21 protein-coding genes are annotated in these 15,262 nt (G+C 61.6%); 10 read left to right on the top strand and 11 right to left on the bottom strand.

Going from position 1 to position 15,262, the window contains the following annotated elements:
- Positions 1-234: 234 nt before the first annotated feature.
- Positions 235-492: a helix-turn-helix domain-containing protein gene (locus tag RZR99_RS25505; RefSeq protein ID WP_323122550.1), complete on the bottom strand. Its 258-nt coding sequence runs from the start codon at positions 490-492 to the stop codon at positions 235-237.
- 63 nt (positions 493-555) lie between these two features.
- Here RZR99_RS25505 and RZR99_RS25500 point away from each other — a divergent pair, with 63 nt between their 5' ends.
- The 6 genes from RZR99_RS25500 (at position 556) to RZR99_RS25475 (ending at position 3,352) form a co-directional block, all read left to right on the top strand.
- Entirely contained in the window at positions 556-912 is a 357-nt protein-coding gene (locus RZR99_RS25500) for a hypothetical protein (protein WP_323122549.1), read from the top strand.
- A gap of 47 nt (positions 913-959) precedes the next feature.
- Positions 960-1,253 (top strand): H-NS histone family protein, encoded by a 294-nt coding sequence (locus tag RZR99_RS25495; RefSeq protein ID WP_323122548.1) that lies wholly within the window; start codon positions 960-962, stop codon positions 1,251-1,253.
- A 102-nt stretch (positions 1,254-1,355) separates the two neighbouring features.
- On the top strand, positions 1,356-1,586 hold the full coding sequence (locus RZR99_RS25490; RefSeq protein WP_323122547.1) for a hypothetical protein: 231 nt from the start codon (positions 1,356-1,358) through the stop codon (positions 1,584-1,586).
- A gap of 157 nt (positions 1,587-1,743) precedes the next feature.
- Positions 1,744-2,130: a DUF2471 family protein gene (locus tag RZR99_RS25485; RefSeq protein ID WP_323122546.1), complete on the top strand. Its 387-nt coding sequence runs from the start codon at positions 1,744-1,746 to the stop codon at positions 2,128-2,130.
- On the top strand, positions 2,127-2,330 hold the full coding sequence (locus RZR99_RS25480; protein WP_323122545.1) for a hypothetical protein: 204 nt from the start codon (positions 2,127-2,129) through the stop codon (positions 2,328-2,330). Before RZR99_RS25485 ends, RZR99_RS25480 begins: the two co-directional genes overlap by 4 nt.
- A gap of 92 nt (positions 2,331-2,422) precedes the next feature.
- Positions 2,423-3,352, top strand: a complete 930-nt coding sequence (locus tag RZR99_RS25475; RefSeq protein ID WP_323122544.1) for a tyrosine-type recombinase/integrase — start codon at positions 2,423-2,425, stop codon at positions 3,350-3,352.
- On the opposite strand, the gene RZR99_RS25470 is transcribed toward RZR99_RS25475, so the two are convergent.
- The 10 genes from RZR99_RS25470 to RZR99_RS25425 all read right to left on the bottom strand — a co-directional run bounded on the left by RZR99_RS25470 (position 3,336) and on the right by RZR99_RS25425 (position 11,519).
- Positions 3,336-3,839 carry a phospholipase D-like domain-containing protein gene (locus RZR99_RS25470; protein WP_323122543.1) on the bottom strand — a complete coding sequence of 168 codons (504 nt, stop codon included), beginning with the start codon at positions 3,837-3,839 and terminating at the stop codon, positions 3,336-3,338. The genes RZR99_RS25475 and RZR99_RS25470 overlap by 17 nt on opposite strands.
- An 86-nt stretch (positions 3,840-3,925) precedes the next feature.
- Positions 3,926-4,333: a hypothetical protein gene (locus tag RZR99_RS25465; RefSeq protein WP_323122542.1), complete on the bottom strand. Its 408-nt coding sequence runs from the start codon at positions 4,331-4,333 to the stop codon at positions 3,926-3,928.
- A 58-nt stretch (positions 4,334-4,391) separates the two neighbouring features.
- The gene (locus RZR99_RS25460; RefSeq protein ID WP_323122541.1) at positions 4,392-4,577 is read right to left on the bottom strand and encodes a hypothetical protein; all 186 of its coding nucleotides are present in this window, start codon (positions 4,575-4,577) and stop codon (positions 4,392-4,394) included.
- A 31-nt stretch (positions 4,578-4,608) separates the two neighbouring features.
- Positions 4,609-4,785 carry a hypothetical protein gene (locus RZR99_RS25455; RefSeq protein ID WP_323122540.1) on the bottom strand — a complete coding sequence of 59 codons (177 nt, stop codon included), beginning with the start codon at positions 4,783-4,785 and terminating at the stop codon, positions 4,609-4,611.
- 78 nt (positions 4,786-4,863) lie between these two features.
- Positions 4,864-7,185 (bottom strand): AAA family ATPase, encoded by a 2,322-nt coding sequence (locus RZR99_RS25450; RefSeq protein WP_323122539.1) that lies wholly within the window; start codon positions 7,183-7,185, stop codon positions 4,864-4,866.
- The gene (locus tag RZR99_RS25445) at positions 7,173-7,694 is read right to left on the bottom strand and encodes a hypothetical protein (RefSeq protein WP_323122538.1); all 522 of its coding nucleotides are present in this window, start codon (positions 7,692-7,694) and stop codon (positions 7,173-7,175) included. Before RZR99_RS25445 ends, RZR99_RS25450 begins: the two co-directional genes overlap by 13 nt.
- 198 nt (positions 7,695-7,892) lie before the next feature.
- Positions 7,893-9,248 carry a metallophosphoesterase family protein gene (locus RZR99_RS25440; protein ID WP_323122537.1) on the bottom strand — a complete coding sequence of 452 codons (1,356 nt, stop codon included), beginning with the start codon at positions 9,246-9,248 and terminating at the stop codon, positions 7,893-7,895.
- Between the two features lie 80 nt (positions 9,249-9,328).
- On the bottom strand, positions 9,329-9,814 hold the full coding sequence (locus tag RZR99_RS25435) for an NADAR family protein (RefSeq protein ID WP_323122536.1): 486 nt from the start codon (positions 9,812-9,814) through the stop codon (positions 9,329-9,331).
- Between the two features lie 167 nt (positions 9,815-9,981).
- Positions 9,982-11,256, bottom strand: coding sequence for a recombination directionality factor (locus tag RZR99_RS25430; protein WP_323122535.1), 1,275 nt, complete (start codon positions 11,254-11,256; stop codon positions 9,982-9,984).
- Complete coding sequence (locus RZR99_RS25425; protein WP_323122534.1) at positions 11,253-11,519, bottom strand: DUF7696 family protein; 267 nt, start codon at positions 11,517-11,519, stop codon at positions 11,253-11,255. Before RZR99_RS25425 ends, RZR99_RS25430 begins: the two co-directional genes overlap by 4 nt.
- 616 nt (positions 11,520-12,135) lie before the next feature.
- On the opposite strand from RZR99_RS25425, the gene RZR99_RS25420 reads away from it, so the two are divergent.
- The 4 genes from RZR99_RS25420 to RZR99_RS25405 all read left to right on the top strand — a co-directional run bounded on the left by RZR99_RS25420 (position 12,136) and on the right by RZR99_RS25405 (position 15,008).
- Positions 12,136-12,744 carry a DUF1845 domain-containing protein gene (locus RZR99_RS25420; protein ID WP_323122533.1) on the top strand — a complete coding sequence of 203 codons (609 nt, stop codon included), beginning with the start codon at positions 12,136-12,138 and terminating at the stop codon, positions 12,742-12,744.
- 122 nt (positions 12,745-12,866) lie between these two features.
- Positions 12,867-13,682 (top strand): hypothetical protein, encoded by an 816-nt coding sequence (locus RZR99_RS25415; RefSeq protein WP_323122532.1) that lies wholly within the window; start codon positions 12,867-12,869, stop codon positions 13,680-13,682.
- Positions 13,683-13,692: 10 nt separating this feature from the next.
- A complete protein-coding gene (locus RZR99_RS25410; protein WP_323122531.1) occupies positions 13,693-14,100 on the top strand; it encodes a bactofilin family protein in 408 nt (135 codons plus the stop codon).
- A gap of 386 nt (positions 14,101-14,486) precedes the next feature.
- Complete coding sequence (locus RZR99_RS25405; RefSeq protein ID WP_323122530.1) at positions 14,487-15,008, top strand: hypothetical protein; 522 nt, start codon at positions 14,487-14,489, stop codon at positions 15,006-15,008.
- Positions 15,009-15,262 lie beyond the last annotated feature (254 nt).

Raw genomic sequence — 15,262 nt, 5'->3', positions numbered from 1 at the left:
TGTCATTACGCTACCCGAGACACGATGGGATTTCCCCCATTTCACCCCATCAAATACCATGCCGCTAATAAGCATTAGCGACATCTAAATTTCTCCTATACAACTTGCTGGCTGACGATAGTCTCCAGTGCCTTACGTAGTAGCCGTCGGAGCTTTTATCAGGCCTCCGACCATCAGCCGACTTTTCCCACGACGCCAGAATAGTTCGCAAACCAAGGCCCTGCCTGCGCCACATTATCGAGGCAATCGGGACAATGATTGAGCCTGCACCCGGTCAATGAATTCATGCGGATCGGCGTCGAGCGCACGCAGAATATCCAGCAATTCGATCAAATCGATGCGTCTCGATCCGCTTTCGTATTTCGACACGAAGGTTTGCGTCCGCTTGAGCCGATCGGCCAGATCTTGCTGACGTAAGCCTCGGTCCACGCGAATCTGAACCAGCAGTTTCGCGATGAACGGATAGCGGTGGTCGTGAATGGGATGGGTCATGGCGTGCAATCTACATGCACATACGTTATATTCTATACGCGCATATAGAATAATGAGGGCTCAATGATCGTGCTGTTGGGGTTGCTTGCCGTCATCGGTACAGCAACCGGCATTGTGCTGGATATGGACTGGCTCAGGATTAACCACGCGGGCCTGTCCAGAATCGGCTGGTGTCTCGCCAGCGTTGTGACTGGACCATTCGCGGGCGCTGCGTATCTGATCTGCCGGTATTTCGCACGGCGTCGGTTGATCACTGCAGTCTGGCAGATGGTGGGCGATGCATCCTCCCCTACCTGCCTACGCCGCTCCCGTCTACTGGCCCTACGTCAGCACGACCTGATTTCGATCCCGATCTTCAATGCGTGTTTTGCTGCTTTGCAAAACGATGCCTTTCCCATGGACCGGACGACCTGCGAATAAGCCGTTCGTCATTGATACCCCAATTAATCTGGAAACCGCTTCCCTTTATGCCAACCTACCAGGAACTCCTTGCCGAACAAATCGAACTGACCAAACGCATTGCGGAAGCACGCACGGTTGAGCGCCGATCCGCGCTCAAACACATCCACGGTTTGATTGCGGAATTTGAACTGGATCAATCTGAAGTGTTTGGACGGGCATTGCGCCCTCGAAGTCGACCCCGTGTCCCAGCCAAGTATCGCGACCCGGCGTCCGGCGTGACCTGGAGCGGACGCGGGCGCCAACCTACCTGGATTCGTGGCAGGGATCGCACGGCGTTTCTGATTTTGCCTGAGTCCTGACACAATACGCGGCCGTCGAGCGTAGGGCTGCCACCTGAATTCCGGGCACCTTCCCCGGCCGGTTTGATTTCTTTCGTGAAGGACGTCGGGGAAGGTTCTGCATTGAAGAAAGACAATTACCCGTGGGTGCGACAGCCTGTTCTGACCGCTTTCGAACGGATGGCCAGCGAGGTCTATTCTGCGGAAGAACGACTCAGTGGGGAGCGGCTGATCAGTGACGACACCATGGAGCGCTTCTATCGCCATCTATGGTTCGAGCAGTGGGCGCTGTCCCGAGACGGTCTGACGACCGCGTGGCAAGAGGTGGCCGCGCTCGTTCGGACCGTATTCTGAGGGGGTGTCAGCTCGCTGTTCGAGTTTACGCCCCCGACCGTGAGGGGTTGAGCAAATCCACGATACTGTATATATTCACAGTCATTCAGTTGCGGCGGCACCGCAGGGATTGTTTGCGCTCCCTGCCGCCGCAACATCCACCTGCGACTCTTCAATCATGCGAGAACGGGTAGAAAGCACCATCGCGGAGTTCGACCCGATTGCGTACAAGCACGCTCTCGAGAACGCGGCGGCCGATTTGCGCCGTGTTACCCGGTCGCTAGTCTCTCGTTTTCCAAGCGGGATGCCGGCGGCACGGCTGCTGACCTGGGCGGACTTGCTTGATGTCGAGGAGCAGGCATTTTCTGACCTCGGGTTTCAAAGCCGGAATGAGCAGTCCGTCATCGACGGACTCGCCCGGATCCGACCATCATTTCTTGCGACTGGGAACTTTGCCCGGCCGGTGGACTGGATGCACGACATCCCGTCCCTTCCGGTTGTCTACCAGTGCGTTCGGGAGGTTCTCGCAGCAACCCAGGTTGCGGTCGACAGGGAGCATGTATGAATGTCGAAATTGATGGTTCCGCGGACGGCTGGACAAGGGCCGGCGAATACGGTTGGTCGGGACCGAAGGGTTGGGCAATCGGCCGCTACATCGCGGAGCGACGCGAGACGTTTCTCCTCTGGCGCCCAGATGGTCGAGCTCATGACCGCTACTCAAGCTTCGAAGCGGCCCAGTCCGCCTTTGACGGTCTTTCGGATTGACGCCCCTCGCCCTCACGCCCCTACAAGACCCGAGCGCGAATCGCAGATTCGCGTGATACTGGAAACCTCATAAATTCAGTATATAAGCTCGAATGGACGAGGCGACATCCTGGCTTACGGCACCGACCGATGCATTTCGCGATTGGCAGCAAACAGATGCCGCCGGCGCGAATCGACGGGCATTTTCCCCTCGATCGATTGTCCAGCACGAAGCGATGTTCGAACGCTTCATGCGCCATCTCGCGACCGCACAACGGTCGCTGGCCACCTTCGGCCCAGACCACCTCGAATCGTTCTTTGCTGACCTCGATCGCCGGTGCAAACCCGGTACCACGACACGCCTGCGGTACCAGAAGCTCCTCGACCGGCTCGGCCGGCACCTCGTCGACGTCGGCGTGCGTAAGACCAATCCAGCGGCCGCTTATACGCTGACGCTGACGTGGCCGGAGGACGAACCCGTCCCGGTGCACTTGCTCGAGGCCGACGACCTTCGCCTGCAGGCGTCGATCCGAGCCATCGACGGACTCGACGATCGCGCGCTGCGGAACCGCGCCATCGTTGGCTTATTGCTCTCGACCGGCATCACCGCGCAGGAAATCCGACAGGCGGCCGCCGTCGACCTCGACCTGTCGCCGGCATGGCCGCACCTCCTTGTACCGAAACGCGGCCCACGCGAAGCACGTCGGGTCAACGTTGACGCGTTTGCGGAACCCGCGCTCGCTCGATGGCAGAATCTGTCTGTGGCCGCCGACAGCCCACTGCTGTTCCCGTCCCCCCGTGCAGGCGGGCCAATGACCGACGAGATGCTCGGCCGCATCGTTCGAGACGAACTCCTCGCAATCGACGTTCGGCTCCCCGATATGAGCCCGCGCACCCTGCGGAACACGTTCGCCAGGCGCCTGCTGCTCGCCGGCAGAAGCAACGACGACGTCATGCATCTCTTGGGCCTGACGAGCCAGCGCACTGTGATCCGCATTCGGGCGACGATCCCGACCGGGCCTCAAACTACCCCCCAGACTTGACTTCCTCTCCGCCTCGATAGCCTGAAAAAGCCAGCAAGTTCGCTGGCTTTTCGCTATTGTTGTAACTGCCCGTCTGTACCGTCACGTTGTCCACGATCAGGACCTTCGAGTGCTGGGCCGAGTAGCTGCTCACGACACGAACCGGAATCCCGGCGTACGTGAGCGCTCCGAGCGCGGCACGTGCTCGGCCGCTGCGATCCTCGTCGAGGTTGCTGCGGGCGCTGATCACCGCGACGTCGACGCCTCGCCGCTTCGCGGTGATCAGCGCCCGGGTTACCGCCGGTGCGGTGAACGAGTAGGCCAGCACGCGAATCGACCGGCGAGCTTCACCGATCGTCCGCAGCACCAGCGCTTCAGCGCCGCCATCCAGCGAGAACGTAATTTCAACCCGCGGCCGGGTCTCCGCCTGCGCGCGGCTGCCCAGCGCGATCGCAACGAAACAGCACAGCCCCGCCACCAGTACGGCCCAACCGATTTGCTTCTTCATAGGTATCTCCAAACGAAAATGAAAGGCCCCGCTCCAGTCGCGTGCGGAACGTCGAGATGCGGCATCGAAACGTTGTGACGAATGCATTAGCGGTTCGCCATTGCTTTCGCCACATCACGCTCGGTGACAGTCAAGAGCCACCGATCGCTGTCCTTCCGCGGCCACTTGGCAAACTCCGCGTTCCCCTCCTTCTGCGGAACAGCAGAACTACTAACCGCAACGAGAAAGCCGAAGCGATCGGCTGGAATGCGCAGTAGCGCGCAGCTGGATTCGAGCGCGATTCGGACCGCCGAAAGCCCGACATAGGCCGGGGCGTCGATCACCGTCAGCGCATGCAGTGCAACATCGCGCACTGACGCATTTCCAACCTGGTCTGCAACGATCGAGAGCGTCGCCAGACGCGCCCGAACCGACATCGCGTCGAACGAATCTCGCACGCTTTCTGGCACGACACTGGACGCAAGCTGAACAAGATCAACATTCAGAAGTGGCATATAGGGGCCTCAAAAAAGGCCCCACTCTCTTGCGAGAGCGGGGCCGTCGGTCAACGGATTAAATGCACGGCTTGGGATGCCCTGCGGGAAAGGTGTGGACTTGGCCATCCTTGCAGATGACCGCGTCCGTTTTAATAGGCGGCCGCCTATTCACGGCCTGCGAAGCCACCGCGTAGCGCAGGGCCGGCGCCGGCGGCTCCGAGCCGCCGTGCATCGCGATCAACAGCATCACCAGGTTCGTCATCCCGCTCATCGAACGTTCCTCCGTCGACGATTCAGGACACAACGACAGCCGTAGCGGCCACCGTCACCCAGCGCCCATCAACCAGCGCGTCGCGCAGCCGCGAGCCGTTCAGCTCGTAGACGTGTTCCGTACCCATGCGGATGGGCTTCGGGCGGATCGAAACCGTCAGGCTTCGATGCAGAGCAGCAGCATTGGACTTCAATTTCATTGCGTTCCTCGAATAAAAAAAGGCGAGGAACGCCCCTGTGGGGAACGTTCCCCACCAGGGTTAAAAATGTGTGCTGCACTACCTCGCGAGTGCGGCCACGTCGATGACCGCATCGGCCTCCGCAATCAGGTCGGGCGTTTGCGAGATGAAAAACTCCCGCGCATACCCGCCCTGACGCAGCACCTCGCGCTTCATACACATGAACTGCACCTTGCGATCGGGATCAAGCGGACCATCCGACTCGTCGCTAAAGAGCGTCTCGTACGGTTGTCCCGCGTTACCCGCGATATACAGGGCGACGCCGCGTGTCAGGCATTCGTTGATCCACACCTTCTGACCACCGGACATCACGCCGACCGCCTTGCTGCTGTCGCTTTCGGCGTCGTGCACGAGGATTTCAAATCCCTCGCGCGTGTCACCGTTGGCCAACGTGCGCTGGGTCTGGATCTCGACCGTGAACCGCGTGCCGTAGCACGCAAGCAGCAGGTCGTTCACCGTCTGCGTCAGCGCCGGGCCCGCGTCGTCGATCGTCAGCGCGATCACGCCGTCATTGCCCAGCCCTTTCGCCACCAGCTTCCACTTCGCGATCTCGTCCGAGATGCGCTCGGCGAGTGCCTGCGTCGCTGAAAAACCCTCGAGCTCGCGCTCGAGCGTCACCAGCGTCGTTTCTCCCGTAGCCTGACGCCGGATCAATGCTTCGATCCTGGCGTCCAGCCCCGTGCAGGTCTCGCGTCGAGCAGCCAACTGACGATCGACATCCGCAATCGCTTGCGCCACGTCGACCGCAGCCAGACGCGAAACTTCCGTTTCGACCTCGCGCAACAGGCCATTGAGCCGCGCCGCCTCCGTCTCCCGACGTTTCGACGCCTCGCCCCGCTCAACTTCGAGCGAGGCAAGTTCCGCTTGGCCCTGTTGCATCCCGGTTTCAGCTGCGTCGAGCAGCGGTTTTCGTGCGGCGAGTTCGGTTGCACGTTGCAGCGCCTGCCGGGCCGCTGTGATTTCCGCATTGACGCGCTGCAGTTCGGCGCGCTTCGCAGACAACACCTCGACAGCCGGCGCAAGTTGCTCCAGTTCCGACTTGTGGCCGCGGTACCGGGCCCGAAGGTCATTCAACGAGATGGTTTGGATGTCCGCCTGCTGTGCGGCGCTCCTCGCTTGCGCGAGCAACGGGCACGTCGCGTGAATGTCCATCCCTCCACACGGCACCGACCCGATGACCGCCGATTGTTCGGTCAGGGTCTTGATCAGGTCGGCCTTGGTCGTGCCCTCCGATTGCAGACTGGAGAGCGTCGATCCGACCGTTGCTGCCCGCAGTCGCTTCGCGTCGAGCTCGTCGATCGCTCGCTGGAGTGGTTCAATCAGGGCTTCGGCCTTGCCGAGACGCAGCTGAATATCGTCACGATCCGCTGCTGCGCCAAGAATGGACTCGCGTTGCCGAACAACCGCTGCATGGCCGGCGATCGTGTTACGAATCGTCGTCGCGCGCTGCAGCAACCGTTGCTGCTCCGCCTGCCCGTCACGCTCCACGGCATCAAGCGAAGTCCGCAGCTCGTTGCGACGCGCCCCCAGTTCCCCGAGTCGCGCCGCCGCACCTGCGTTCTCGCCTTGCTTGGCAACCAGTACGGCGTGCTGCTGCGTCAGCGTCGCGATCTCCGCCTGGACAGTCGTGCGCTGCTCGCGCACGGCAGCGATCTCAGAAACGTCCATCACGATCGCCTTGCGCGTCTGATCGACCCGCTCACGCTTTCCAGAAAATGCCGTGAGGTCTTGCTGCACCACGCCGAGTTGCCGGGCCAGCACCTTCGCGACCTCTGCAGCCTTCGTCGACAACGCACGGAGGTGATCGATCTTCAGCAGTTCAGCGAGCAACGCCTTGATCTCGCTCGCACCGTACGACGCGAGCGGCCGGCGGTTCTGCGCCGAAAACACGCTCGTGAAGAACGACTCGAGCGAACCGCAGATCGCGTCAACACATCGATCGTAGGTTTCGCCCTTGCCATCCGAAACGGTGCCATCCGGCAGCGATACCGGCCGCCACTCGCCATCGGTCGAGCGATAGAACAGGAAGTAGTCCGCCTTGCCGGTCTTGCCCGGCTTGCGGAACGCGAAGGTCGACCGATAGCGCAAGCCATCGTGCTCCCATTCGAACTCCTTGCGCGCCTGCACTCCGCAGATGTGATCCCAGTACGAGAACGCATCGACCGAGAGCTTCGACGCACGCGACGGCATGATCCGGTACGGATGGAGGTTGTCCATGATCGTCGTCTTGCCGGCGCCGTTCGGCCCCGTCAACGCGATCAATCCATTGGGCAGTGACTCCAGATCGAGTTCGACGCTGTCGCGTTTCATCCCGTCCCGCACGCCATGGAACCCTTCGAGCAACAGCTTCAGTGGTCGCATGACTGGATCTCCGCGAGCGTGATGGGCTGCAGATAGTCGTCAGGCAGGAACGGCACATCATCGTCGTCGATCGTCAGCGTCGGCTCGGGCCGGGAAGCCGGCTTGCCCAACGTGCCATCGACGGCAGCCTGCACTGTCCCGCAGAGGCGACGGAACGCGTCCGACGTCTGCTTGAGCACCGCGTCCCAATCGGGACAACCCATGAGGATCTGCAGCTCGCGCCCCGACCACTGACCCGAGTAGCCCGAGTCGAACGACCAGAGCAGGTTCTGCAGCTCGACGCCCGGCGTGACCACGATTTCAGCCTGGTCGGCTTCGATCACATGGGTCAGGATGAACAGGCCATCGCGTTGTGCGATTACAGCGCCGCGTTGAGCACCGAACGGTTGATGAAAGAGGGCTGCAGTGCACCCGCCGTGGTCGACGAGGCACTTCTGCAACGCCTTGGCGTCGGTGGACGCGGTATAGGATTGCGCCCAACGGACGCCAGCAGGATAGAGACCAAACATGAGCACACTCCAGAATTGAGACGGAGTGCGCCCCTGACGGGGAACACTTCCCGTCAGGGTAGAAAGAAAATGGATGCAGCGCTGCTGCGTTCGATGCGCCAACGGGCGCGGGGTGAACCTCGTTTCGATAGCCACGGGGGCTATCGGAACACGGCTGGTGTTCGAAAGTGACGGAATGCAAACCGTCCGTGGGCAAAGCTACGCCGCAAACAGATCGTCGGTGAGCCAGGATGGTTCGTCAGCGGCCGGCGCGATAGTCGCCATTGTGGCCAGCGACAAAGCCGGCGCGACGACGGGCGTGCCGGCTTGGCCACCAGCGGGCTCGTCAGCAGTGGCTAAACGCGCCAGGATTGCTTGCGCGATCGCGTCCGGCTCCCCGGCCTCGAGCAGCTGCAACCGGTCAACCAGCGGAACAGCATCGACGTCGGCCAGCTCGCACCATCGGGACAGCTTCGCGTCGACCGTCGGCGCCGTGCTGATCCCCTCTGCCCGGCTGCGCATGACAGGAAGCACGCGCGGCTCGAGCTTCACGCCGGCGGCCGTCGAGAACATTGCTTCGATCGCCTTGCGGTCGACCAGCTGCTTATGCTCTTCGTCGATCTGCCAGCGGATACGCACGAACTTCCCGGTGGATGCCGCCGCGAGTGCTTCCAGCTCGTTCGTGTCAGGCGGCCCGTCAAAAGCAACGGAGACCATTTCGCGAGACGGCGTCGGGATCAACGTGGTGCACGCATCGGAAGCCGACACGTCCCACGCCAGATAGCCCTTGTCGCCGAGCTCGCCGTAATGAAACCGCCCGATCGATCCGGGATAGCCCACCACGCGCCCCTCGCGCCCCCACGTCTGATATTTGTGAATGTGTCCGAGCATGAACGCCGAGCACTCCGCGCCAAACAGCGCACCGAGGCTGAACTCGTGATCGAAACCCGCCATCGTGACACCGTGCTCGGTCTCGCACCCGTTGACCGTCCCGTGCGACACACCGACGGTCGGCACACCGGCTGCCCGCGCCGTGGCGTTGATCCGGCCCGCTGCCGACAGGAAGTCCGTCAGCGAGTCACCGAGACTCGTCGACGCCGCCAACGCGCCAACACGCAACGCCAAGTCCGCCTTGTTCATGGTCGGAAGGCACGTGAATATCGCGCCCGCACCACCATCGATTGCGTAACGAAGCTCTTCGTCGGTGAACACCGGTCCCTGAGAGAACCAGAATTCCCCTTCAACGAGCGCCACGTGGCAAGGCCGGTCCGCAATCGCGACCGGATATCGCGCACCCATCAACGCGAAATTGTCCAGCGTTCCCGGCGGTTCGTGCGAAAACGTGCCTTGAAGCATGAGAACCGGCATCGCTTCTGCCAGCCGGTGCACTTGCTTCGCGAGCGCATGGAGCGCCGGCGAATGCGCGTCGAGTCTATGATCGGTCGAGTCGCCACTGATCACCGCTACACCAGCTAGCCGTGAAATCGCGTCACCTACCGCGTGCGAGAAACACCTGTCCGCCTCGTCGAGGTTTCCCGGCGAGTAATGCAGGTCAGAAAAATGCGCGATTTTCATCAACGCCTCCAGAAAGAGAAAAGGCCACCCGCAGGCAGCCAGAGAAAGGTATGCGCCGGCGTGCGGCGCAAGAAGGAAAGTTACGACCGAGAAAGCGCGTCCCGCACGTGCATGAGCGCTTTGCCCAGCAGGTTCAACCCCTGCCAGGCGGACGGATCAGCGATGCGAGGGTCCTGGTCGCCGAGCCCGACGCCCCAGATCCGGTCATACGGGCTCGCCTCGACCAGGACCGACGTCCCCGTCGCGCGCAGCGCGATCGCGAGCGCTTCGTTCTGTCGGAACTTCTCGCGACAGCCGACGAACATGATCTTTTCGCGGGCCGCTAGCCAACGCGCCTCGTCGAAATCGCGTACCGAACGGCCGAGCCGCTTCTGTTCACGCGGCGATGTCGACGACAGGATTGCTTCCGCAGTTGCGTGGTCATCGAACAGCATGGCCTTCGCGTACATCATGAATTGCTCGACACAGTTGAATGTGACTTCGTGGAACGTGAAGCTGCACGGGTGCCAATTGCTAAACACGTCGGCGGCGCCGAAAAACGCCGTGATGTTGCCGATCCGGCGCATAGGATCCTCCAAGGGGATTGGTCAAGAGATGGCCGCTTGCGCGGACGATTTCGATGCATGAGGCACGCGGTCGAAAGCACTTGAGCAAATTGCTTTGCTGAAGGACTCTCAGGTGCGCGATGTAGAAAAAGACACCGGCCCCGAAGGGCCGGCGAAAGGGGTATCAGTTACGCGTTGCGGAAGGAGGCGACCGCCTCACCGATCTCGCGATCAAGCGCTTGCGGATCCGTGAGTGCGACTGTCAGCCGCGCGATCATCTTGTCGAGATCGGCGGGCCGCTCCGTCCAGCCACGTCCGAATCGGGAGTGACCGTAGATGCGAAACGACTTGCGTTGCTCTTCTTCAACGAAGCGAAGACGCTGCAGCAGGTCCTGCATGCGATGACGCTTCCCGTCCATGGTCTCCGGAGGGCCATTCTCAGGTGCGTCACCGCCAGCGTGGCCAGCTGCGCTCCCGCCGTATGCCGGGTGAAGCTGGATCACCGTGCCGCCGGGATCGCTCTGCATGTTCGTTTCCGAATCCTCGATCGCCAACGGCACGTCCTCGGCGCCGTCGAGCAGCGCGCCGATATCGATGTCCGCATCGAGCACGGTCAACATCTGCATTTGACGCACCGCGTCGCCCGCTTCGTTGATACGCGTGATGTCGAATTCCCGCTTCGAGATCCAGAACTTCGTACCAGTCAGCTTGCCGCGGGCCAGCTGGACCGTTTTCATCGCCGCATACGCTTTCTGCAGCACGTAAATCGAGTTCGTCGGAAGCTCGATCAGGCCCAGACCTTTGATGTCTGGAATCGCGAAGATGAACTGCGCGCCGAGGTTGCATTGCCGCCCCTGGTACTGCGGGCATTGCTCAGGGTTGCAGACTCCGTCGGGAATCACGTCATCCTGACGGAAGATCACGTCGCGGCCGCCGAATTGGCGAACTGCGCGCGTCGCGTGCGGATCGCGCTCGACCTTCGCGTACGTCTTGCAGTATCGGAGCCCGTCATGCCCGTACTCCGAGAAGTACTTGCGGCCACTCGTGCCCCACGCCGCCATCTGGTTGGGGATGTTCTGCATCCAATCGTTGAAGGCGAACAGTACCGGGAAGCGGTAGAGCCTGACGCCCTGCCCGCGATCCTCGCCGTAGAGCCGAAGGATCTCGTCAGCGATGGCCGGATTGTTGAAGTCCGAGCACCGGCAGGTGAAGTAATCGGTGTTACGCGGCGCCAGCGCATTCCTGAGCCGACAACGGGACTCGATCGCCTTGCCGATCGTCTCGAACGAGTCACCGGCGGCCACCATCGCTTCGTACAGCACAACCGCATCCGGGTTGCCTCGGGCGGACGACGTCAGCACCTTGATGCCGGGCCGGATCTTCCCGATCACGGGCGGGCGCATCGGCCGCTCTTCGACGACGCTCCGTACGGGGCCGCTTGGCAAACTGACAACTGCATTCATGATGGTTTCCTTGCAAGTTTGAAGATCGCCTGGGTGCGCAACGCATCCGCCGATTGCTCGAGCGCGTTGACGGCCGCCTCTCCGCGGCGGTTGGCGATACTGGACAGAAAAATCCGGCGGTCGGAGTCGGTGAACATCGCGACTTGCGCCACTTCGCAACGCGCCCGCCAGGCGGGTGACGTCGTGTCGGTGGCAGACCTTTCCTCGGCGATCGTTTGACTGATCACGTCGGCAATCCGGGAATCGAGACGATCGGGAAGCACACGCACCTCCGGGACAGAAAAAAGACGAAAAAAAAGCGCGTTCCTCGGCAGAGGAACGCGCTTCGTGGATTCGGTTAAATGACCCAAGCACCACGTCCCTTCCGGGGACGTGGTGCTCAGGGAGCCGGTTGGCTCATAGAGAGGACGTTAGGTCGTCCTCGCACTGCATGGTCACGCTGTGCTACAGCCCATTTTCGGAAGTGCCATTCCGACGCAGGTTCACGGCTCAGTCGACTACAGTCGTTCTACCCAGACAGAGGCTTGGAGAGAGACACCCGAGATCCGGGTTCGAACGACGTCGCGGCGCAAACGAATGCGGCCAGCAACGAGTTTTATGACTGAAATGGGGAGCGCGGGCGAGGCGCTCATCAGAAAGGAATTCCACACTGGTTGCCAACCAGTCGGAGCATGCCCATAGGCACGGCTTGTACAAAAAATGGACTTCGGCCAGCGAAGTCAAGGTCGATGCGTCAGGGACGCGAGAAGTAGAGTCAGTATCGCGGTAATTCCGGGATGCTCTCCCCGAAAAGCTCACGAAAACAGGCTCGCTTTTGCCGGTACGCGCATCCGGTGCCTCGCTCAGAATCATCGATGAGAGAGACCACCCGAAAAAATCATGTCTGCCGTTCTCGAACCACCGCACGAAGGGTGCGGGCAACCTGACACGCCCACGCAAAGCCCCCCACTCACCGACGAGCCGCCGGTGCGCCTCGCCACGTCGACCGGATTGAAGCCAATCCAGCGCCTGACGAGCGACAGCCGTATCGACAAGATCGTGCCGGATTCCGACTCGGTCACTATCCTGCACTACAGCTCTGTCTTCGCACGCACGTTCATCCGGAGCGACTACAACTTCTGCGCGGCCAAGATCGCTGTTGCCCGCGGCGGCAAGGTAATGGCCGTCCAGACCGCACTGCGCGATACCGCCGACTGGATGCGGAAAGCCACCGCGTGGGTCGAACGCCACAACGCGCGCGCGCTGACGTTTCCGTACGAGCAGATCGAATTGAAGGTGACGCGGCCGCTGGCGGGCCTACTGGTCAGGTGCCTGACCCAGTACGACCGCCTGTTCGTCGCGTCGATGGAGGCCCAGCTCGCCGAGAAGATCACGCCGCAGGATCGGGCCAACATCCTCAAGAACGCCGAAGGCCGGATCCTGCACGTGAGAACCGTGTGCATCCCGGACAACGACCGATACGACGCCGACGGCACCGCACGCGACTGACGCGACAGCACCTGCAGCTCGACCCCACCGGCTTGACATTGGAATCCGGTGAATAAGCTCGTCTTGAGCCTGCCGCGCCTTCAAACGCTGTCGCGGTATGCCGATCATCCACGGAGGAAATCTTGGACATTCGAGAGATCCAGGCGCTACACGCCCAATACTCGTCGCAACCCGTCGTCATCGACATCGACAGCCACGTGCGGGCGCTCCCTGCTCCTGACCGGCAGGAATCGGCGCGCGAGTGCGTCACCGCCCGACTCTCTTCGGCCTGTCGAAACGTCGGCCGGCCGGTCGCCATCGTCCTTGGTGTCGTAGCAGTGGCCGGACTCACGGGCATCAGCGCGGCGAAGCTCTGGCACGCGCTCCATCCGCCGCAGGCCATTGCACACGTTGAGCGGTCGACTGCACATACTGCGGCCAATCCGCCGGCGCCCGCCGCGGCCTCGACGCCGCCCGGCTCCCAACGACAACTCACCGGAGCAGACTTTGCAGAGCCAGCTGACCGCGCGCCGGCGGCCACGGCACGAATCAACGCACAAGCGCTGCCGACCAGCGAGTCCAGTGGATCGACGGCGCCGGCAAGTGCCGCAACGCCCGCAGCCGCGACCGACCTGGAAAAGGCTGCCGCGTCGCCGATCCGAGCCGCGCGCGCGGCTTCGAACCGGGCCGCCGGCCAGCAACAGGCCGCGGCCGGCCAAACCGCGTCGCCACCACCGCCCGCAACGTCGACAGCGCCCGTCGCAGCACAACCCACCGTGCAATCGGCTGAGCAGCCGAAACCCGCGCCGCACCGGATCCGCCGCGCCCCCGCTCGTCAGCACCAGGAGCCAGCCACCACCGAAGCGACTGCGTCCGCACCGCATAACGAACCCACGAAGACCGAACACCCTCCGAAACCTTCGACGCCCGCCAAGACCAGCGACGTTCCACTCTTCTGAGATGCCTCCTATGAAAGCGCAACCGATCAACGTGACGATCCTTGCGGCCGGTCTGGTCGTCGAGGGCACTATGATTCTCGACCATGGCTTGAGCGTCTTCGCCATCGCAAACGGCGACATCATCTCAACCGCCGGCCTACTGCACATTGGCTCCGGCGGCATCGTAAAAGGCAAGGTGCAGGGCGAGCTCGTCCGAATCGATGGTACCGTGGAAGGCGACGTCCACGCACGCGACACCCTCGAAATCAACGGCCGAGTGAACGGGAGCGTGTACTACTGCGGCACGATTCGCCTCGGCCCGAAAGCCGCGCTCAACGGTCAGCTCAAACGCGTGCCGCGCGAACTGGTCATTGAAGCACCAACGACCGCCACCCCGCTCAACGGAACTACCGACACTGTGGCACTACCGACGTCATGAACAAGCACAGAAAATGCCTCGGTGCGATCGCTCAGCAAAGCGCGCATATCACAATCGCCGTTACGTCGGTGATGACCACTTGTTGCCTCGCGTAGAACGGCTTGGCTCCTCTAAGGGGGGCTCCCGACAACATGGTCACCAAGATTATCGGACATGTCGTTGACGTTGCCGGTGACTGGCTGTCTAACGGAAACCAACAGGTTGCAGACCTGTGGTTCCTGCAAGCTCCGATCGCGCTCTTTACCTACCTCCTACTCTGAATTCTCCCCGTCGCCTTTGGAGGAATAGCCATCGAGTGGTGGCTTCTGCGCCAAGGCGAAACCAGTTCGGGCAGGAACGCCCCCGCGACTTGAAGCGTCGGCCGAGATACGCCACAACCCAATCATTTGAGTGAGGACAGCCTCTCGAAGAATTCAGTCGTCGTGATCGCGGCGTTACTGGCCGCGGCTCAAGCGATCGCCGGCACCGGTACACCTCCGGTTGTCGATATCAACTGGGCGAAGGAAGGACAAACGCTTGTACAAGGCACGCACCGTTTCGCGGATACGTCCGGGAGCCTCATACCGTTCGCGGTATCGTTCCAGCAGCAGTTCCCTTACTCGACGTGCACCCTCGATGGCACCACCCCGACATTCCAAGCTAAGCAGCTGCCCATCGGACGCACGTTATTCCTGAAGCCGACGCGAACACCGCGCGGAGCGATTCATCTGGATATTCAAGCTGAAGATACCGAAGTACGTTCGGTCAAGTCGACGGAACACGGCGCCTGCATTTCCATGTCTCCGGTCACCGGAGGACTTCCCGCCACCACTTTATCTGTTGATCTTCCGGACCACGGCGCGACTACCATTTCCTTCCCGGACGGGCATTACGCATTGACCTTGAGGGTCCGGATCGACTCTGAATAGGTGCATTGCTATATGTCGTCGGATGCCGGCGCCATCCAGGAAATTGACGGCTCGCTCGGACGTTTCCGATTGACCTTAACCAGCTCAACTCGTAGAGAACGATCATGAAACCATTGCACCTTCTCGCATTCCTGCTTATAGCGTGTGCATCAGGACTCGGGATCACCGGGCTTACTATCAGTCGAGGTGAATCCCAGCTGGCACCAATTCTGCCGGCCTGTTCTATACCTTGGCCTGCATCTCATTCGCAGGTG

This window comes from Burkholderia alba, assembly GCF_034721475.1.
GTDB classification, from domain to species: Bacteria; Pseudomonadota; Gammaproteobacteria; order Burkholderiales; family Burkholderiaceae; genus Burkholderia; species Burkholderia alba.
The sequence above is the reverse complement of the archived record's forward strand: the minus strand, read 5'-3'. Positions and strand labels throughout refer to the sequence as shown.